Genomic DNA, 19,133 nt, shown 5'->3' with positions numbered 1-19,133 from the left:
CACGTCTGAAACATTTCGGCGCCCGATTTCAATCGGTTGTGAGCGCGAAGCCGTTTGACTTCATCGCCGCGCGCGGCCAACTGAGAGCCGTAGCGTCAGGCGAGGGACGACCATGAACGATCAGACCGCGGCAGCGCAGGCGGCACCGCTCGGCAAGTTCCGCGACCCGGAGTGGACCGCGAAGGGCGAGCGGCGCGCAAAGGTCGGCCTGCGTGCGCTCGAGACGCTCTGGTTCAACACCGGCACGCTCTGCAACATCGAGTGCCGCAACTGCTACATCCTCTCCTCGCCATCGAATGACGCGCTGGCCTACCTCACCCGCGCCGAGGTCGAGGGCTATCTCGCCGAGATCGCGCGCGACCGCCTGCCGGTGCGCGAGATCGGCTTCACCGGCGGCGAGCCCTTCATGAACCCCGAGATGATCGGCATGGCCGAGGCCGCGCTCGAGGCGGGCCACGAGGTGCTGATCCTGACGAACGCCATGCGACCGATGATGCGCGCGGGCATGCGCCGCGGGCTCGCCGACCTCGCCCGCCGCTTCGGCGCGCACCTGACGCTGCGCGTCTCGCTCGACCACTGGAGCGCCGAGCGCCATGACGAGGAGCGCGGGACCGGCAGCTTCGCCAAGACCGTCGAGGGGATGCGCTGGCTCAGGGACGCGGGCATCCGCATGGCGGTCGCCGGCCGAACCGTCTGGGGCGAGACCGAGGCCCACGCCCGCGCCGGCTATGCCCGCCTCTTCGCCGCCGAGGGCTTCGCCATCGACGCGGCCAGTCCATTGGCCTGCGTGCTGTTCCCCGAGATGGACGAAGGCGTCGAGGTGCCCGAGATCACCGAAAGCTGCTGGGGCATCCTGCACAAGCACCCCGACAGCGTGATGTGTTCGAACGCCCGAATGGTGGCGAAGCGCCGGGGCGCCGAAGCTCCCTCGGTGCTCGCCTGCACCCTGCTCGCCTACGACCCGCAGTTCGAGCTAGGCCGCACGCTGGCCGAGGCCGCCCGCCCGATCGCCCTCAACCACCCCCACTGCGCGAAGTTCTGCGTTCTGGGCGGGGCAAGCTGCTCGGGTTGAGGCCGGGCCGCACCGACCGGAACCGCCGCCGAACCCTGCGCTGCCCCGGGCTCGGCCCGGGGCCCCGATGAAGATGCGCGGCACCTGGCACGCCGAGGCCCAGCAAGGCCCCCGGCACTGCACGACATGGACCGCCGGAAGCGCAACCCCGCAGCGGCGGCGCGCATGCATCACGATAGACGAGAACGCCTGGGCAACGCCCCGGCTCGGCGCGCAGCGGCGAAGGCGCGGGCCTGCCCTCGATGGGCGGGCTCGTGCCGCCCCGACGCTCAGGCGGCGCGCGCGGCCAGCCCGTCCTCCAGCACCGCCCGTACCACGGCCATGTCGGCATCGCGCGTGACGAAGGCCTCGCCGATCCCGCGCACCAGGATGAAGGTCAGTCGCCCCTGCCGCACCTTCTTGTCCTGTCCCATCAGGTCGATCAGCCCCTCGGCGTCCGGCAGCGGGCCGGGAATGTCGGCGAGCCTGCGCCGCATCCCCATCGCTTCCAGATGCGCCGCCACCCGGCTCGGCGCCTCCTGCGGGCACAGCCCCATCCGGGCCGAGACATCGAAGGCCAGCGCCATCCCGATCGCCACCCCTTCGCCATGCAGCAGCCGGGCCGAATACCCCGTCGCGGCCTCCAGCGCGTGCCCGAAGGTGTGGCCGAGGTTCAGCAGTGCCCGGTCGCCGCGCTCGTGCTCGTCGTGCGCGACGATCTCGGCCTTCATCTCGCAGGACCGCCGCACCGCGTGGAGCCGCGCGAGCGCATCGCCGTCCCTCAGATCCGGCCCATGCGTCTCCAGCCACTCGAAGAAGGCCGCATCGCCCAGAAGCCCGTATTTCACCACCTCGGCATAGCCCGCCAGCAGCTCGCGCGGTGGCAGGGTTCCCAGCACGTCGATATCCGCCAGCACCAGCCGGGGCTGATGGAAGGCACCGATCAGGTTCTTGCCATGCGCCGAATTCACCCCTGTCTTGCCGCCGACCGAGCTGTCGACCTGCGCGAGCAGCGTCGTCGGCACCTGCACGAAGCCCACGCCGCGGCGCAGGATCGCGGCCGCGAAACCCGCGAGGTCGCCGATCACGCCGCCCCCCAGCGCGACCACAAGGTCGTCGCGCTCGACCCTCAGCTCCAGCAGACGCTCGACCACCAGCGTGACATTCGCCATCGACTTCGTGGCCTCGCCCGGCGGCAGGATGATCGCCTCGCTGGCCACCCCCTCGGCCGCCAGCGCCGCGCGCAGCGGCTCCAGATGCAGCCCCGCCACCGTCTCGTCGGTCACGATCGCCACGAAGGGCCGCGCGAGGCGGGGCCCGATCAGCGCCCCCGCCCGTCCGATCAGGCCGGGGCCGATCAGGATGTCGTAGCTCCGCGCGCCCAGGCCCACCCGAACCGTTTCCATGCCCGTCTCACTTCTCCTGCGGCACGCCGGTCAGCGCGCCATGTGCCTCGAGCGCCGCGATGATGCGCGACGCCATGTCGTCATGGCTCAGCCCGGCCTCGCTCTCGACCGTGACCGCGGCCGTCTCGTAGACCGGGTAGCGCTCGCGGATCAGCCCCGCCAGGATCTCGCGCGGGTTGCCGCGATTCAGCAGCGGCCGGTGGGTGCGCCCTGCAGTCCGCGCGACCAGGAGGTCGAGGTCGGCCTTGAGCCACACGCTGATGCCCAGCTCCCCGATCAGCGCCCGCGTCTCGGCGTTCATGAAGGCGCCGCCGCCCGTCGCCAGCACCATCGGCGGCTCGTGCAGCAGGCGCGCGATCACGCGCCGCTCGCCGTCGCGGAAGTGGGGCTCGCCATAGCGCTCGAAGATCTCGGGGATGGTCATGGCGGCGGCGCGCTCAATCTCCGCGTCGGAATCTGCGAAGCGGACGCCCAGGCGCTCGGCCAGGCGCTGGCCGACCGAGCTCTTGCCCGCGCCCATCAACCCGATCAGGACCACCGAGCGCGCGAGGACGCGGCCGCCTGCCGGCGATGTCGCGGCACGTCGATCCACGCTCACTTTCGCTCCCTGCATCGTCCCTCCCGGCGCCTCCGGGCCGTTCCGGTGATTGCCCCGCACGGCCCCTCCGGGTTAGGGTCCGGGCGGAGCGCGCCGGCGCGGTTCGCGCGGGGTCAGGGTCTACACCAGCCCGCGAGGCGGCGAAAGTCCGCCGGCGCCGCGTCGTGCGAAAGGCGTGGGACACGCACGCCAGCGCGACACGGGAACCCGCGGCAGGGGGCGAGAGGCATGGGCAGGCTTCTGAAGTATCTATTCCGTCTGATCGTGCTGGCGGCGCTGGCGCTCGTGGGCTACGCGCTGTTCGCAGAGCTGGAGGCGCCACGCGAGCCCGTCACCGTGCCGCTGGAAAATCCGGCCGCGGGGCAATGAGCCGCGAGGCGGGCTGGCTCGACGCCTTCCTCGAGGCCATGGCAGCCGAGCGGGGCGCCGCGCGCAACACGCTCGCGGCCTATGCGCGCGACCTCGGCGACTTCGCCGCATGGCTCGGGGCGCGCGGGCAAGGCTTTGCCGGCGCCGGACGCGCCGAGATCGAGGCATACCTTGCCGCGCTCGACGATGCCGGCATGGCGCCGGCGACGCGGGCGCGCAGGCTCTCGGCGATCCGCCAGTTCATGCGCTTCGCCCTGAGCGAGGGCTGGCGCGAGGACGACCCGGCGGCCCGCATCTCGGGCCCTCGGCCAGCGCGCAAGCTTCCCGGCACGCTCGGCGTCGAGGAGGTCGAGCGCCTGATCGAGACGGCCCGGCGCGCCGCCATGCCCGATCCCGGCACAGCCGCCGGGGCCACTGGGCCGGGCGCGGCGCTTCGGCTCTACTGCCTGATCGAGCTCCTGTACGCCACCGGCCTCAGGGTCAGCGAGCTCGTTGGCCTTCCCGCGCAGGCCGCGCGCGGCAATCCGCGGATGCTGATGGTGCGCGGCAAGGGCGGGCGCGAGCGCATGGTGCCGCTGTCCGAGCCGGCGCGCGCCGCGCTGGCTGAGTGGCTGGCGGCGCGCGACGCGGCCGAGGCGTCCGCCCGGCGCGCCGGCGGGCGCCCCTCGCCCTTCCTGTTCCCGTCGGGCGGCAAGGACGGGCATCTGAGCCGCGTCGCCTTCTGGGCGGCGCTGAAGGGGCTGGCGGCACGGGCGGGGCTCGAACCCGATGGGATATCGCCCCACACCCTGCGCCATGCCTTCGCCACGCATCTGCTGGCGAACGGCGCCGACCTGCGGGTGATCCAGACGCTGCTGGGCCATGCCGATGTCTCGACGACCGAGATCTACACCCACGTGCTGGACGAGCGGCTGCGCCAACTCGTGCTGACCCACCATCCGCTGGCGAAGGACTGATCCGAGCTCAGCCGCCCGCCTGCCGCGCGCGCCATGCCGCCCAGTCCTGCGGCGTGTCGAGATCGGTCAGCGCCGAGCGGCCCGAGAGCGTCACGTCGACCACGAAATCCGGGTGCTCGGCCACGACCGCCCGGGCGCCGGTGTCGCCCTCGAGCGCGCGCAGCGGCTCGAAGAAGCGGCGGCCGAAGATGACCGGGTGGCCGGGAGTGCCGTCGGCGCCCAGTGCCCGCACGATGGCGCGGCCCTCGGCCGGGTCGAAGGCCGCGATCAGCCGGTCGATGTCCGAGGGGTCGAGATCAGGCATGTCGCCCAGCGCGATCAAGACCGCATCCGCCCCCGGCCCCAGCGCCGCCACGCCCGCGGCGATCGAGGTGCCCATGCCGTCCGCCGCGCGCGGGTTCTCGACCACGCGGACGCCAAGCCCCACGAGCGCCGCGCCTCGGGCGGCGTCGCCGGGCCGCAGCACGGCCAGAACCCCGTCGACCGCGCTGGCCTTCAGCGCGGCCGCGGCGCGGGCGAGCAGCGGTCGGCCGCCGGCCTCCTCGGTCAGCTTGTCGGCGCCACCCATGCGGCGAGACTGCCCGGCGGCGAGCAGGATGGCGGCGACGCGCGGGCGGCGGCCAGCGTCGTCCGCCGCGATTTCGGCCTCGCCGGTGCGAGGCTGCGGGCGCGAGGGGATCTCCTTGAGCAGGCCGCCCACCCCCATCGTCGCGATCTCGACCGCATCGGGGTCGAGCCCGCAGGCGACCCGTTCCAGAACCCAGTCGGCACCGTTGAGCTTGGGCGAGCGCGCGCAGCCCGGCAGGCCGATCACCGGGCGCCCGGACAGGTCACCGAGGAACAGCAGGTTCCCGGGATCGACCGGCATCCCGAAGCGGGTGAGCCGCCCGCCCGCCGCGACCAGCGCCGCCGGCCCCACATCGGCGCGGTCGGAGGTGGCCGAGCCAGTGAGGATCAGCACCATCGCACCGGGCGCCGCGGCAAGCGCCGCCGCAAGCGCGGCCTCGTCGTGATCGACCACCCTCTCGGCCGCCAGCGCGATGCCGAGCGCGCGGAGCCGGGCGCGCACCGCCTCGGCCCCTTTCTCGACCAGCGCTGGCTTCATCCCGGCGACGCGCGTCAGGATCAGCGTGGCGCTGGTGCGGGCAAGCCCGTGGAGGCGCAGCACCGGGTACTCGCGCGCGGCCAGGAGCGCCTCGATGCGCGCAACAGACGCCTCGGGCGCCGCGTAGGGAATGATCTTCACGGTCGCCACCATCTGCCGGGCCGCGACCCGTGCACGGTCGGGCAGCGTCGCCAGCGTCACCGCCTCGTCCACCGCGTTGATCGCCGCCACCGCCGCGGCGTCGATTTCGACCACCCCGGTCGCAGCGGCGTAGAGGTTGAGCCGCCCCGTGAAGGGGGCCGAGCGCGTGAGCCCCAGCGCGGCGGCGTCGGACGCCAGCGCCGCGCCGATGCGGGCCGCGGCCTCGTCCTCGGGCAGATCGCCGGGCTCCAGCCGCGCCGCGACGACGGACGCGACCCCGGCGGCACGAAGCCGCGCGATCTCGGCCTCGCCCAGTCGCGTCCCCTTCTTCAGCTTGCCGTCCGGCAGGCTCAGCGAATGGGCGAGGACCGCGCCATGCGCCTCGGCCAGCGGGAGCCGTCCGAACCTCATCCCTGCCCCCCGGCCGCACGGCGCGGCGCGGGCGTGGCGACCGGCCGTGTCGCCGGGCGGCGCAGGCGCTCGGTCATCTGGGCGAGGATGGCGATGGCGATCTCGGCCGGCGACTTCGAGCCGATGTCGAGACCGATGGGCGCCTCGATCCGGGCGATCTCGGCGTCCGTGAAGCCGGCCCCGCGCAGCCGCTCGACGCGCTTCGCGTGGGTGCGGGTCGAGCCGAGCGCGCCGATGTAGAAGACGTCCGACCGGATCGCGGCCCTCAGCGCCGGGTCGTCGATCTTGGGGTCGTGCGACAGCGTCACCACGGCGGTGCGAAGGTCGAGGCCGTGCGCCGCCAGCGCCTCGTCCGGCCAGTCGTGGCTGATCGCCTCGCCGGGGAATCGGCTTTCCGAGGCGAAGGCCTCGCGCGGGTCGATCACCGTCACGTCGTACCCCGCCACCCGCGCCATCAGCGTCAGCGGCTGCGCGATATGCGCGGCGCCCACGATCGCGAGCCTCAGCGGCGGGTTGTGGATGGCGACGAAGGTCTGCGGCGCGTCGTCGGAGAAGCCCGAGCGGTCGGCGTCGAAGCGGGCGGGGTCCTCGGCGTACTCGACCAGCCGCCGCGTCCACGCCCCGGTGTCGGTGGCCACGCCGACGGGCCGGCGCGCCGCGCGCGCGGCCACCAGATCGGCGAGCAGGGCCTCGGGCATGCCGTCGCCCCTGCCGAGCGGCTCGACCATCACCCGGATCGTGCCGCCGCAGGCCAGCCCCACCGCGAAGGCCTCGGCGTCCGACACGCCGAATTCGAGGATGCGAGGCCGGCCGTCCCCGATCGCCTCCAGCGCCTCGACCACCACGGCGCCCTCGACGCAGCCGCCGGAAACCGAGCCCATGATCTCGGACGCGCCCGAGATCGCAAGCTGCGCGCCCACCGGCCGGGGCGCCGAGCCCCAGGTCTGCACCACGGTCGCCAGCGCCGCCCCCCTGCCCGCGCGATGCCAGTCGAGCGCGATTTCCGGGATGCGGTCGTGATCGGTAATTGCCATCTCGTCCCTCCTGCCCGGTGCAACTCGATCCGGGCGCGGCTCGTCTCACAGGTGCGCCATGGCAGGCCCGAAGGCAAGAGGCGGCGGGGTCGCGGCGAGGGGCGCACGGATGCGTGATCTGGGCATCGGCGCCGGCACGCGATACCTATCTGACCCGGGAGCGAAGGAAAGGAGCCTGCCATGCGCATCAACGCCGATTTCGACCGCCGCGCTGCAGTCCACCCCGAGCGCACGCCTTGGAGCCCGTCGCCCTCCGCGGGGGTCGAGCGGCGGATGCTCGACCGGATCGGCGACGAGGTCGCCCGCGCCACCACCATCGTGCGCTTTGCCCCCGGCTCGGCCTTCGCCGCGCATACCCATGGCGGGGGCGAGGAGTTCCTGGTGCTCGAGGGCGTGTTCCAGGACGAGACCGGCGACTTCCCGGCGGGCACCTATGTCCGCAACCCGCCGACCTCGCGCCACACGCCCGCCTCGGCGCCCGGCTGCACGATCTTCGTCAAGCTTTGGCAGATGGCGCCGGATGACCGCACCGAACTGCGCGTCCCGCCCGAGCAGCAGCGCTTCGAGGCAGCCCCCGACCGGCCCGGGGTCGAGGTGGCGCCGCTCTACCGCGACGCGCGCGAGACGGTGCGGCTCGAGCGCTGGGCGCCGGGGGCACGAGTCGGAGCGGACATGCCGGGCGGGGCCGAGATCCTCGTGCTCGACGGCAGCTTCCGCGAGGGGGGCGAGACCTTCGGGCCGCATGGCTGGCTTCGCCTGCCGCGGGGCGCGCGGCTCGACGCCGTGGCAGGGCCCGAGGGCGCCAGGGTCTGGGTCAAGGGCGGTCACCTCGCCGTCGAGCCGGCAGCGCCCGCCGCCTGACCGCGCCGGCGCCCGACACGGCCCCGTCAGGCGCTGACGAGGGCGCGGGTGGCCGCCTCGCTCATCGGCTCGCGCAGCCGGTGGCGGCCGCGGGCGAAATGCGCGGTCAGCCGGAAGTCGATGAACACGATGACCAGGTTGAACCCGTGCAGCCAGAACAGCGGGTCCATCGCGCCGGTCGCGGCCAGCTCGCTCAGCTTGGCCGCCATCCCGACAAGCAGCCCGGCGCAGAGCACGGTCATGACGGCGGGGCGGATCGGCATCGCATGTCCGCGGCGGACCACCCTGACGATCGACCAGTACCAGACGAGGGATACGGCAGCGAGAGCCGTGATTTCGATGATGTAAAGCAGCATGGCGCCACCCGCTCCGGGCGGCGAACCGCCCCTTGTTGACCTCTCTCGGGCGGCTCTGCGGCCGCTCCGAACCATGGTTAATGGTGGGACGCCATGGTGGGCGAATTTGGGCGTAACCGGGACGGCGGCGCCACGGATCTTTACGTTCTGCGCCGTTCCGGGACGGCTCTCCCCTGCACGCGCCGGGCCGCTCAGCGCATGGTTGCGAGGAGCCGCGCCTTCTCGCCCTGGTCGTCCGGGCGGGTCAGCGCATCGGCCAGGGCACGCAGGCTCTCGATCGAGTGAGTCGCGCGGAAGCTGTCGACATGGGGCAGGATCGCGCGCACGCCAGCGGCCCGCGCCTCGAAGCCGTCCCAGCGCAGCAGCGGATTGAGCCAGATCAGCTTGCGGCACGACAGCGCCAGCCGCTCGGCCGCGCGGCCCAGCCGCTCGGGGTCGTCGCGCTCCAGCCCGTCGGTGATGAGCAGCACCACCGCCCCCTGCCCCAGCACCCGGCGCGACCAGTCGCGGTTGAACGCCTCGAGGCAGGCGCCGATACGCGTGCCGCCCTCCCAGTCGCTCACCTCGCGGCCGGCACGTTTCAACGCCTCGTCCGCGTCGCGCTCGGCCAGATGGCGGGTGATGTTCGTCAGCCGCGTGCCGAAAGTGAAGGCATGCACCTTCGACCAGCCCGCCCCCCGCGCATTCGCGGCGGCGTGCAGGAAGTGCAGCAGCATCCGGCTGTAGCCCGCCATGCTGCCCGAGATGTCGCACAGGCACACCAGCGCGGGCCAGCGCTCGCGCCGCTCGCGCCGGGCGAACTCGCGCACCTGGCCGCCGCGCCGCATGGCCTTGCGCATGGTGGCGCGCCAGTCCGGCAGGCGGCCATGCGATGCCGGCCGCGCGCGGCGCGAGGCGATGGGGCGCACCGGCAGGGCGAGGCGGGCGATGACGTGGCGCGCCTCGGCCATCTCGGCGGCGGTCATCTGCTCGAAGTCGCGCGTGGCCAGGCGCTCCTCGCTCGACATGGTGAGGCGGGCGTCGATCTCGATCTCCTCGCCTTCCTCGCCGGCGGGTGGCGGCGGCGGCCGGGTCGCGCCGCTGGTCAGCGCCTCGGCGGCGCGGCTCTCGCCCGCCTGCTTCTCGCGCTCCTCGGGCGCCACCTTGATCTCGGGCAGCAGCAGGCCCATCGCCTTCTCGAGGATCTGCGGATCGCGCCAAAACATGTGGAAGCACTGGTCGAACACGGCGCGCTGCTCGGGGCGGCTGAGGAAGCAGGCGGCCAGCGTGTGGTAGAAGTCGGCACGGTGGTCGATGCCCCCCACCGCGACCGCCTTGACCGCATCGACGACCCGGCCGGGCCCGACCGGAAGGCCCGCCGCGCGCAATGTCCGCGCGAAGTAGAGGATGTTCCGGGCGAGGCGACCTTCCTCGGGGATGCGGATCTCAGGCATGGCTAAACACGGCGCGCGTGGCGCCGAGGCGCACGGCGCGGCGAGGCCCCGGATCAGGCCCGGGTCCGGGAGGAACGACGCCCGACCGTCTCACGCCGCCCCCGCGACGCCGGCCTTCACCTGGTCCAGCAACCGCTTGGCCTCGGACCCCTGGAAGCGCGCGATGTCGTCCTGATACTTGAGCAGCGCCCCCAGCGTGTCCGAGATGGTCTGCGGGTCGAGCGCCATCGCGTCGAGCGCGACGAGGCATCTCGCCCAGTCGATGGTCTCGGCGACGCCCGGGCGCTTGAACAGGTCCTCGGTGCGCAGGCGCTGCACGAAGGCCACCACCTCGCGCGACAGCTGCTCGGGCACCTCGGGCGCGCGGGCGTGGAGTATCTCGAGCTCGAGCGCGGCGGACGGATAATCGACCCAGTGGTAGAGGCAGCGGCGCTTCAGCGCGTCATGCACCTCGCGCGTGCGGTTCGAGGTCACCACCACGACGGGCGGCTCGGGCGCCTTGACGGTGCCGTATTCCGGGATCGTCACCTGGTAGTCCGACAGCGCCTCGAGCAGGAAGGCCTCGAACGGCTCGTCGGTCCGGTCGATCTCGTCGATCAGCAGGACCGGGGCCCCGCCGACCTGCGGGCTCATGGCCTCGAGCAGCGGGCGGCGCACCAGGAAGCGGTCCGAGAACAGGTCCGAGGCGATGGCCTCCCGGTCGCGGTCGCCCGCGGCCTCGGCCAGCCGGATCTCGATCATCTGCGCAGGGTAGTTCCACTCGTAGACCGCCGAGGCGGCGTCGAGCCCCTCGTAGCATTGCAGCCGGATCAGCCGCCGCCCAAGCGCCGCGGCCAGCGCCTTGGCGATCTCGGTCTTGCCCACCCCCGCTTCGCCCTCGAGGAACAGCGGGCGATTGAGCCGCAGCGACAGGAACACCACCGTCGCCAGCGCCCGGCCGCAGACATAGCCGGTGCTGCCCAGAAGCCCGATGGTCTCGTCGATGCTGCGCGGTATCGCGGTCATGCGCTCACTCCCCTGCGGCTCTGGCTGCCAATGGACGGGCTGGGCCCGCCCGCGTCAAGCGCGCCCGGCGTCACAGCAGGACCGCGGCGGCGAGGCCGAGAAAGGCGAAGAAGCCCACCACATCGGTCACCGTGGTCACGAACGTGCCCGAGGCAAGCGCCGGGTCGGCACCCACACGGTCGAGCGCGATCGGGATCAGGATGCCCGCGAGGCCCGCGACCAGCAGGTTCACCACCATCGCGGCGCCGATCACCGCGCCAAGCAGCGGGTCGCCGAACCAAAGCCACGCCACCACACCCATGATGACCGCGAAGCCCACCCCGTTGATGAAGCCCACGATGGTCTCGCGCGTCACCACGCGCATCGCGTTGGTGGCGGTAAGGTCGCGGGTGGCCAGCGCGCGCACGGCGACGGTCAGCGTCTGCGTGCCCGCATTGCCGCCCATCGAGGCCACGATCGGCATCAGCACGGCAAGTGCTACGAGCTGCTGGATCGTGCCCTCGAAGATCGCGATCACCAGCGAGGCAAGGATCGCGGTCAGAAGGTTGACGCCAAGCCAGGGAAACCGCTGGCGGGTGATCTCCCACACCCGGTCGGAAATCTCCTCGTCGCCGACGCCGCCGAGGCGCTTGAGATCCTCCTCGGCCTCGTCGTCCAGCGCCTCGACGGCATCGTCGATGGTGATGACGCCGACCAGCCGCCCGTCGTCGTCCACCACCGGCGCCGAGACGAGGTGATACTGCTTGAAGGCGTAGGCCACGTCCTCCTGCGCATCCTCGACATGCAGCGTGCGGAAGTCCTCGTCCATCAGCGCATCCAGCGTCACCGGCCGGCGCGTGCCGATGATCTTGGAAAGAGGGATCGTGCCCATCGGCTTCATCGCGGGATCGACCACCACGATGTCATAGAACTGCTCTGGCAACTCGCCGGCCGAGGCGCGCAGGAAGTCGATCATCTGGCCCACGGTCCAGAACGGCGGCGCCTTGACGAAGTCGGTCTGCATCAGGCGCCCGGCCGAGTATTCCGGGTAGGTCAGCGAGCGCGCGACGGCGACACGGTCGGCCGGCTCGAGCGCCTCCAGCACCTGGCGCTGCTGGTCGGCGTCGAGGTCCTCCAGCAGGTAGACGACATCGTCCGTCTCGAACTCGCGCGCGGCCTCGGCGATCTGCTCGGGCTTGAGCCATTCGAGGATGTCGTCGCGCACGCCCTCCTCGACCTCGACCAGCACCTCCTGATCGATGTCGGACCATGCCATCTCGAGGAAGCGGCGCCGCGTCTCGCCGTCGATCTGCTCGAGCAGGTCGGCGAGGTCCGCGACGTGGAGATCCTCGATCAGCGCGAGCACGGCGGGCCGGTCGCCCTGGTGCACGGCCTCGACGACCGCGGCCACCATCTCGCGGTCGAGCTCGAAGGCGTCGTCGTCGTCGGCCTCGGGCTCGGGGGCGGCCGGCTGCGTCTCGGTCATGGCTGGCCCTCCGACGAATCCGCGCGGCTGCGCCCCGAACGGCGCCGCGGAAACCGGCTGCGCCGGCGCCTGTTTAGGCGGATTCGGGCCCGATCGCAAAGACTGGCGGGAAGATTTTCGGCTGGCAGGCGGGCGGATGCGCCGCCATGATCCGCTGCGGCGCGGCAACCGCCGGAAGGGATGCGGCAGAGGCGGGACGGGGCGATGGCGGAGGCAGGCATCGGAAGCGGGGCGCACCCCCGGGGACGCGCGACGGGCTCGCTGGCGGCGTCTCTCGCGGCCATCCACGACCGCGCGCTCTCGCATCACCGGGCGGGCGAGCTGCGCGAGGCCGCCGGGCTCTATCGCAGGCTCCTCGCCGCGGCACCTGGCAACGCGCAGGTCTGGACGAACTACGGCGCGCTCTTGCGCCGACAGGGGCGGCTCGGTCCCGCCATCGCTGCGCATCGCCGGGCGCTGGCACTCGATCCGGGGATGGAGGGCGCGCGGGTGAACCTCGCCAACGCGCTGGCCGATGACGGCCGGTATGCCGAGGCCGAGGCGTTGCGCCGCGCCCTTATGGCCGAGGCACCGCGCAACCCCGAGCGCCTTCGCGACCTCGCCGCCGCGCTGCGCGGGCTGGGGCGCCACGAGGAGGCCATCGCCCTGATCGACGCGGCCGAGGCCGGGACTTCGGCCGACGACCGCTGCCGCCTGCAACGCGGGCTCGCACGCCTGATGCTGGGCCGCTGGCGCGAGGGCTTCGCGGACTTCGAGTGCCGCTACGCCGATGGCGAGGTCAGCCTGCCGGACGACGCCCCCTGGCCGCGCTGGCAGGGCGAGCCGGTTGCGGGCAAGCGGCTGCTGGTGCTGCCCGAGCAGGGCTTCGGCGACGCCATCGTCATGTGCCGCTTCCTGCCCGGCCTGGTGGCCATGGGCGCCGAGGTCACGATGGTCGTGAAGCCGCCGCTGCGGCGGCTGCTGGCGGGCCTGCCGGGCATCCGCATGGCCGACGCCGCGCGCAAGAGCGAGGCTTACGACTTCTACACGCCGAACATGAGCCTGCCGCACCTCGTCGGCATGGCGGACGGCATCCCGCCCCCTCCGCCCCTGGCCATCCCCGCCGACAGCCGCGCCCGGGCGGCGGCGCTTGCCGCGCCCTTCCTCGGGCACTTCCGCGTCGGCGTGGTCTGGACCGGCAGCCAGACCTTCCGGGCCAATCACCGCCGCTCGACCATGCCCGAGAGCTTCCTCGGCCTCGCGCAGGTGCCGGGCGTCCAGCTCTTCAGCCTCTACAAGGGGCCCGCGCACGGGGATTTCATCGACTCAGGCATGGCCGGACTGATCGTGGACGCCTGCGGCGCGGATCGCGACTTCGCCGACACGGCGGCTGTGATCGAGGCGATGGACCTGATGATCACCACCGACACCGCCGTCGTCCATGTCGCGGCATCGCTGGGCAAGCCGGTCTGGAACCTGCTGAGCCACGAGGGCTTCTGGCTCTACGGCCGGGGCGAGGCGACGCCGTGGTATCCCTCGATGCGGCTGTGGCGGCAGGAGCGGCCGGGCGACTGGGACGGCGTGTTCGCCCGGGTCGAGGCGGCGCTGCGAGGGCATCCCGGCCTCGCAGACCGGAGGGGCGGATGAGCGCGCGCATCGCCATCGAGGTGCCGGCGGGCGAGCTGATCGACCGGCTGACGATCCTCGAGATCAAGGCCGCGCGGATCACCGACCCCGCCAGGCGCGCCAATGTCGAGGCCGAGCGCACCGCGCTCGAGGAAGTCCGGCGCCGCGCGCTGCCGCCTCATCCCGACCTCGCGCGCCTGACGGCCGCGCTGCGAGAAGTGAACGAGGCGCTGTGGGACATCGAGGACCGCATCCGCGCCTGCGAGGCGGCGGGCGATTTCGGCCCCGATTTCGTCGCGCTGGCCCGCGCGGTCTATCGCACCAACGACCGGCGCGCGGAACTCAAGCGCGAGATCAGCCTCGCGCTCGGCTCGCGGTTGATTGAGGAGAAGAGCTACCGGCCCTACTGACGCGCGCGCGGCCCGTCGTGCCTATCGCGGCGCGACGGCGCCCTGCGCGAGCGCTGCGCGGATCGCGCTCTCGATTTCCTCCGCTAGGCGCACGCGCTCGTCGGGGCTGAGGAAGGCGCCAAGCTCGATCTCGCGCCCACCGCCCTTCACGGTAAGGTATCTCTCGACCTTCGCGTCCTCATGCAGCGTGAGACGCACGAAATAGGGATCGGCCCGCCAGCGCAACACCCGGCCCGAGGGCTCGCGGCGCTCGACCCGCATCTCGTCGGGCCAGAGCGTCAGTTCCTCGGTCAGCCGCCCGTCGGCGTCGTTGCGCCGGAACGAGAGCCACAGCGCCCCGAAGGCCACCAGCTCGAACGGCAGGAGACCCCAGAACACCGGCGTGCCCAGCGCCGGGATCATCGGCACGGCAAGGCCCAGCGCCACCAGCCCCATCACCACCCGCCGCCCGCGCGGGTCCAGCGAGCGGTTGGGCCACAGGAGCACGTGATAGCGGGGCGCATCGGCGCGGGCGGCCCAGGCCTCGGCCTGCCCGGATGCGCGATCGGCCGGGGGTGTCCCCCCGGCCGAGCTGGCGTTCTCGACGGTCATGTCCGCCTCAGTGCGCGTGCTTCTCCCACATCTCGCGGGTCGGCAGCGTCTCGAAGGTGTGGGCCGGCGGCGGGTTCGGCAGCGTCCATTCCAGCGTGCCGAGCTCGTCGTTCCAGTAGTTCGGGTTCGTCACCTTCGCACCCTTGGTCAGCGTGTACCACAGGATGTAGAGGAACAGCAGCAGCGAGGCGCCCGATATGAACGCGCCGATCGACGAGATGTAGTTCCAGTAGGCGAACGCCTCAGGGTAGTCGATGTAGCGGCGCGGCATGCCCTGGCGGCCCAGGAAGTGCTGCGGGAAGAAGGTGATGTTCGCACCGATGAACATCATCCAGAAATGCACCTTGCCCAGCGTCTCGGGGTACTGGCGGCCCGACATCTTGCCGATCCAGTAGTAGATGCCCATGAAGATGCCGAACACGGCGCCGAGGCTCATCACGTAGTGGAAATGCGCCACGACATAGTAGGTGTCGTGATACGCGCGGTCGATGCCGGCCTGGCTCAGCACGATGCCGGTGACGCCGCCCACGGTGAACAGGAACAGGAAGCCGAAGGCCCAGAGCATCGGCACACGCATCTCGATCGAGCCGCCCCACATGGTCGCGATCCACGAGAAGATCTTGATGCCCGTGGGCACCGCGATGAACATCGTGGCGATCATGAAGTAGGCCTGCGCGTTCTTCGACATGCCCACCGTGTACATGTGGTGCGCCCAGACGACGAAGCCCAGCAGCGCGATGCCCGCCATGGCGAAGACCATGCCCGAATAGCCGAAGATCGGCTTCTTCGAGAAGGTCGAGATCACGTGGCTGACGATGCCGAAGGCGGGCACCACGATGATGTAGACCTCCGGGTGGCCGAAGAACCACAGGATATGCTGATACAGCACCGGGTCGCCGCCGCCCGCGGGGTCGAAGAAGGTCGTCCCGAAGTTGCGGTCGGTCAGCAGCATGGTGATGGCACCCGCCAGCACCGGCAGCGCCAGCAGGATCATGAAGGCGGTGATGAAGATCGACCAGGCGAACAGCGGCACCTTCATCAGCGTCATGCCGGGGGCGCGCATGTTGAGGAAGGTCGTGATGATGTTGATCGCGCCAAGGATCGACGAGGCGCCCGAGAGGTGCACCGCGAAGATCGCGAAGTCCATCGACATGCCGGATTCGGTCGTCGAGAGCGGCGCATAGAGCACCCAGCCCACGCCCGTGCCCAGCTGTCCGTTGCCGCCGGGCACGAACAGCGACAGGACGCCCAGCGAGGCGCCCGCCACGAACAGCCAGTAGCTGAGGTTGTTCATCCGCGGGAAGGCCATGTCCGGCGCGCCAATGTGCAGCGGCATGAAGTAGTTGCCGAAGCCGCCGAACAGCGCCGGGATGACCACGAAGAACATCATCAGCACGCCATGCGCGGTGATCATGACATTCCAGAGATGGCCGTTCGGCGAGCCGTCCTCCAGGAGCATGTACTGCACGCCCGGCTCCATCAGCTCGAGGCGCATGTACATGGTGAAGGCGACCGAGATGATCCCGATCACACCGGCAGTGAAGAGGTAGAGGATGCCGATGTCCTTGTGGTTGGTCGAGCAGAACCACCGGGTGAAGAACCCGGGGTGCTCGTGGTCATGGGCATGGACTGCCGCGTCGGCCATGCTGTGCTCCTGTTCGCAGATCCCAGCGCCGGTCTGTGGCCGGCTGTTATCACATGTGACTCGCGGGTTTAGCGCGCACCGTCGTATCCGGCAACCATTCAGCGGCAGCGTGGCGCGCGATCCGGCGGGCCTTTCTGTCGCAGGAGGGAGAATATCCTGCCAGGCGGAAATGGCCCCGCGAAAGCGCAAGGGGCGCGCACCGGCTCCGGCGCGCGCCCCCGGGCTACCGTCCGCACGCCTGTGCGGCGGCGCGCGGCGTCAGTTGGCCGCGATATAGGCGATCACGTCGGCGATCTCCTCGGGCTTCTTGAGCCCCGCGAAGGCCATCTTGGTGCCGGGGACCACGCCCTTGGGATCGGCGAGATACTGGGTCAGCGCCGCCTCGTCCCAGACCTTGCCGCCCTCGGCGAAGGCCTTCATCGCATCGGAATACTTGAAGCCGTCGATCGAGGCGACCGGGCGGCCGACCAGGCCGTGCAGGCTGGGGCCCACGCCATTCTTGCCTTCCTCGAGCTTGTGGCAGGCCTTGCACTTGTTGAAGACCTTCTTGCCGGCCTCGGCATCGCCCGCATGGGCGACCCCCGCGAGGCCGAGCGCCGCGATCACCGCGGCAATGGTGGCTGACTTCTTCATGGATCGCGCTCCCCTGTCGATGCCTTTTGCTGACCGGCGCCCCGACGGCCCCCGCCGCCGGGCGTCGCCCTAGAGCTAGCAGGCGGATGCGGGAACGCAAGCCCCGCCGGGGACGACGGCGGTCACGCGCGCTCACTCACCCGTGCGCTGCCCCGCAGAGCCGCATCGCCGGCTCGAAGGACCGGCGCAGGGCGAGGTCGACATCGTTCATCGTGACGGGAAGGCCCAGATCGACGAGACTGGTCACGCCGTGACCGCGGATGCCGCACGGCACGATCCCGCCGAAATGCGACAGGTCGGGCTCGACGTTGATGGCTATGCCGTGGAAGCTGACCCAGCGGCGCAGGCGCACCCCGATCGCCGCAATCTTGTCCTCGGCCGGCTCGCCGTCCGGACCGGGCGGGCGCTCGGGCCGCACCACCCAGACGCCGACGCGGCCGGCCCGGCGCTCGCCCTGCACCTGGAACTCGGCCAGCGTCAGGATCACCCATTCCTCGAGCGCGCGCACGAAGGCGCGCACGTCGCGCCCGCGGCGGTTGAGGTCGAGCATGGCGTAGACCACCCGCTGGCCGGGGCCGTGATAGGTGTACTCGCCGCCGCGCCGGGTCTGGTAGACCGGAAAGCGGTCGGGCTCGATCAGGTCCGCGCTCCGCGCCGACGTGCCAGCAGTGTAGAGCGGCGGATGCTCGAGGAGCCAGACACACTCCCCGGCCCGCCCCGCGGCGATGGCATCGGCGCGCGATTCCATGAACTCCACGGCCTCGGGATAGGGCACGAGGCCTTCGCTGATGCGCCACTCGACCATGGTTCCGCGCCTTCCCTGCCCGCTCCGGGCGCGACCGGGGGCCGGGCCACGCGGGTGCATGCCTAAGCGGTGATTTACGGGTGCCGCGCGCGGCCGGCAAGGCCCGCCATCGGCGCGAGCGCGGCGCATCGGGCAGCACGTGACAGGCCCGGATATGGGGCGTGTGGCCGGCAGGCGCTCTTGGCGCGGCGGGCGCCGCCGCCCGCGGCGCCTGAGGGGCGGCGAGGCGTGCGGGGCGCAAGCGCCGGCAACGGCGCCACCCGCGCCGGAGAACGCGCCATACCGTGGAACCCCTTGCCCCGCCCCCGCCCACAGCGTGGATGGGGAGCCGCCCGCGTCCATGTCGGCGGCCCGTCGCCCGCCGGCCGGAAATTTCATCGGATGAGGGCTTCACAAGGAGCGAAATCTTCGCTATCTCCCCCGCCACCGATGCCCGCGCGGTCGTGGCGGAATTGGTAGACGCGCAGCGTTGAGGTCGCTGTGGGGCAACCCGTGGAAGTTCGAGTCTTCTCGACCGCACCAAAATATTCCCCAACCAATTGACTTGGTTGGGGAATTTTTTTGCAACCCCCTCAGCCGACCGGTTAGCCCACCCGTCGAAGCCCGAGCGCATCGACGCACTCCTCGATGTCGCGTCGTCGCCAGACGGTCTTGCCCTCCCACTTGATTGGCTGAGGTATCTGGTTCTTCTGCCTGCAACTTTACCCGGTGCATGAGGGGCGTCAGCGTTTCATGTTCCGCGCACATCTCCGGGCGCCAGCATATGTCTCGTCATCGGCCATTCCTTCGGACTCGAATGTGCTCTGTGTAACCCGATTAAAGTTGGTGCTGGGAAACGTCGCCGTTGGGCCGAAGCGACGCAGTGTCAATGGCCCGTCGGGGCCGATAGCGACGTTGTTCAGGTTGGGATTTTCAGAGACTGGCCGTGCGCGAGAAGAGCGCGGAGGCCTGTTTCACCATCTCGTTGAGGATCAGCGCGACCGGTTCCCGCTTGTTTGTCAATCCGACGCTCTGTCCGGCGTATAGGGCCATTGCACCGACGTTACCGGTCATTCCCTCGAGGGGTTCCTGCAGATCGTAGCGCGGGATAGGGCGCCCCGTTTTGTCGCGGGCGACGACCTCGGCCTCGTTGGGCCGCCGCCCTGGCGCGGGTCGTCCGGCGGCGATCCAGGCCTCCACGGTCTCGTTCCTCAGACAACGATGCGGCGCAGCCGGCCAACCACCATCGAAGACCGCTGACAGGATCGTATCCG

19 protein-coding genes and 1 tRNA gene are annotated in these 19,133 nt (G+C 71.4%); 7 read left to right on the top strand and 13 right to left on the bottom strand.

The window, feature by feature from the left end; genetic code table 11:
* The first annotated feature begins 112 nt into the window (after positions 1-112).
* Positions 113-1,072 (top strand): radical SAM protein, encoded by a 960-nt coding sequence (locus tag M1105_RS19170; RefSeq protein ID WP_249581989.1) that lies wholly within the window; start codon positions 113-115, stop codon positions 1,070-1,072.
* 269 nt (positions 1,073-1,341) lie between these two features.
* Here the strand turns inward: M1105_RS19170 and aroB are convergent, their stop codons facing one another.
* Together aroB and M1105_RS19160 are read right to left on the bottom strand one after the other, a co-directional pair.
* On the bottom strand, positions 1,342-2,457 hold the full coding sequence (gene aroB, locus M1105_RS19165; RefSeq protein WP_249581988.1) for a 3-dehydroquinate synthase: 1,116 nt from the start codon (positions 2,455-2,457) through the stop codon (positions 1,342-1,344).
* 7 nt (positions 2,458-2,464) lie between these two features.
* Positions 2,465-3,070 (bottom strand): shikimate kinase, encoded by a 606-nt coding sequence (locus M1105_RS19160; RefSeq protein ID WP_249581987.1) that lies wholly within the window; start codon positions 3,068-3,070, stop codon positions 2,465-2,467.
* Positions 3,071-3,283: 213 nt separating this feature from the next.
* Between M1105_RS19160 and M1105_RS19155 the strand changes: the two genes are divergently transcribed.
* Together M1105_RS19155 and M1105_RS19150 are read left to right on the top strand one after the other, a co-directional pair.
* The gene (locus M1105_RS19155) at positions 3,284-3,424 is read left to right on the top strand and encodes a hypothetical protein (protein ID WP_249581986.1); all 141 of its coding nucleotides are present in this window, start codon (positions 3,284-3,286) and stop codon (positions 3,422-3,424) included.
* Entirely contained in the window at positions 3,421-4,380 is a 960-nt protein-coding gene (locus M1105_RS19150; RefSeq protein WP_249581985.1) for a site-specific tyrosine recombinase XerD, read from the top strand. Before M1105_RS19155 ends, M1105_RS19150 begins: the two co-directional genes overlap by 4 nt.
* A 7-nt stretch (positions 4,381-4,387) precedes the next feature.
* Here M1105_RS19150 and M1105_RS20870 read toward each other — a convergent pair whose 3' ends face one another.
* Together M1105_RS20870 and M1105_RS19135 are read right to left on the bottom strand one after the other, a co-directional pair.
* Positions 4,388-6,037, bottom strand: a complete 1,650-nt coding sequence (locus M1105_RS20870; RefSeq protein WP_319936808.1) for an NTP transferase domain-containing protein — start codon at positions 6,035-6,037, stop codon at positions 4,388-4,390.
* A complete protein-coding gene (locus tag M1105_RS19135; protein WP_406600646.1) occupies positions 6,034-7,065 on the bottom strand; it encodes an XdhC family protein in 1,032 nt (343 codons plus the stop codon). The genes M1105_RS20870 and M1105_RS19135 overlap by 4 nt, the downstream gene beginning before the upstream one ends.
* Positions 7,066-7,251: 186 nt before the next feature.
* Between M1105_RS19135 and M1105_RS19130 the strand changes: the two genes are divergently transcribed.
* Complete coding sequence (locus M1105_RS19130) at positions 7,252-7,932, top strand: cupin domain-containing protein (RefSeq protein WP_249581983.1); 681 nt, start codon at positions 7,252-7,254, stop codon at positions 7,930-7,932.
* Between the two features lie 26 nt (positions 7,933-7,958).
* Here M1105_RS19130 and M1105_RS19125 read toward each other — a convergent pair whose 3' ends face one another.
* From M1105_RS19125 to mgtE, 4 genes are all read right to left on the bottom strand, one after another.
* Complete coding sequence (locus M1105_RS19125) at positions 7,959-8,288, bottom strand: hypothetical protein (protein WP_249581982.1); 330 nt, start codon at positions 8,286-8,288, stop codon at positions 7,959-7,961.
* A 191-nt stretch (positions 8,289-8,479) separates the two neighbouring features.
* Complete coding sequence (locus M1105_RS19120) at positions 8,480-9,721, bottom strand: vWA domain-containing protein (protein WP_249581981.1); 1,242 nt, start codon at positions 9,719-9,721, stop codon at positions 8,480-8,482.
* A gap of 90 nt (positions 9,722-9,811) precedes the next feature.
* On the bottom strand, positions 9,812-10,726 hold the full coding sequence (locus tag M1105_RS19115) for an AAA family ATPase (protein WP_249581980.1): 915 nt from the start codon (positions 10,724-10,726) through the stop codon (positions 9,812-9,814).
* A gap of 70 nt (positions 10,727-10,796) precedes the next feature.
* Entirely contained in the window at positions 10,797-12,191 is a 1,395-nt protein-coding gene (mgtE, locus tag M1105_RS19110) for a magnesium transporter (RefSeq protein ID WP_249581979.1), read from the bottom strand.
* 204 nt (positions 12,192-12,395) lie between these two features.
* Here mgtE and M1105_RS19105 point away from each other — a divergent pair, with 204 nt between their 5' ends.
* Both M1105_RS19105 and M1105_RS19100 read left to right on the top strand, forming a co-directional pair.
* Positions 12,396-13,817, top strand: coding sequence for a tetratricopeptide repeat protein (locus M1105_RS19105; RefSeq protein ID WP_249581978.1), 1,422 nt, complete (start codon positions 12,396-12,398; stop codon positions 13,815-13,817).
* Positions 13,814-14,206: a hypothetical protein gene (locus tag M1105_RS19100; RefSeq protein ID WP_249581977.1), complete on the top strand. Its 393-nt coding sequence runs from the start codon at positions 13,814-13,816 to the stop codon at positions 14,204-14,206. The genes M1105_RS19105 and M1105_RS19100 overlap by 4 nt, the downstream gene beginning before the upstream one ends.
* Before the next feature lie 21 nt (positions 14,207-14,227).
* On the opposite strand, the gene M1105_RS19095 is transcribed toward M1105_RS19100, so the two are convergent.
* From M1105_RS19095 to lipB, 4 genes are all read right to left on the bottom strand, one after another.
* Complete coding sequence (locus M1105_RS19095; RefSeq protein WP_249581976.1) at positions 14,228-14,797, bottom strand: DUF2244 domain-containing protein; 570 nt, start codon at positions 14,795-14,797, stop codon at positions 14,228-14,230.
* 7 nt (positions 14,798-14,804) lie between these two features.
* Positions 14,805-16,442, bottom strand: coding sequence for a cytochrome c oxidase subunit I (gene ctaD / locus M1105_RS19090; RefSeq protein WP_249581975.1), 1,638 nt, complete (start codon positions 16,440-16,442; stop codon positions 14,805-14,807).
* A 258-nt stretch (positions 16,443-16,700) separates the two neighbouring features.
* Entirely contained in the window at positions 16,701-17,075 is a 375-nt protein-coding gene (locus tag M1105_RS19085) for a c-type cytochrome (RefSeq protein ID WP_249581974.1), read from the bottom strand.
* A gap of 136 nt (positions 17,076-17,211) precedes the next feature.
* The gene (lipB, locus tag M1105_RS19080; RefSeq protein WP_249581973.1) at positions 17,212-17,880 is read right to left on the bottom strand and encodes a lipoyl(octanoyl) transferase LipB; all 669 of its coding nucleotides are present in this window, start codon (positions 17,878-17,880) and stop codon (positions 17,212-17,214) included.
* 437 nt (positions 17,881-18,317) lie between these two features.
* Here lipB and M1105_RS19075 point away from each other — a divergent pair.
* Positions 18,318-18,402, top strand: a tRNA-Leu gene (locus M1105_RS19075).
* Between the two features lie 390 nt (positions 18,403-18,792).
* On the opposite strand, the gene M1105_RS19070 is transcribed toward M1105_RS19075, so the two are convergent.
* Entirely contained in the window at positions 18,793-19,059 is a 267-nt protein-coding gene (locus M1105_RS19070; RefSeq protein WP_249581972.1) for a hypothetical protein, read from the bottom strand.
* Positions 19,060-19,133 lie beyond the last annotated feature (74 nt).

The organism is Thermohalobaculum sediminis (genome assembly GCF_023487995.1).
Lineage (GTDB): Bacteria > Pseudomonadota > Alphaproteobacteria > Rhodobacterales > Rhodobacteraceae > Thermohalobaculum > Thermohalobaculum sediminis.
The sequence above is the reverse complement of the archived record's forward strand: the minus strand, read 5'-3'. Positions and strand labels throughout refer to the sequence as shown.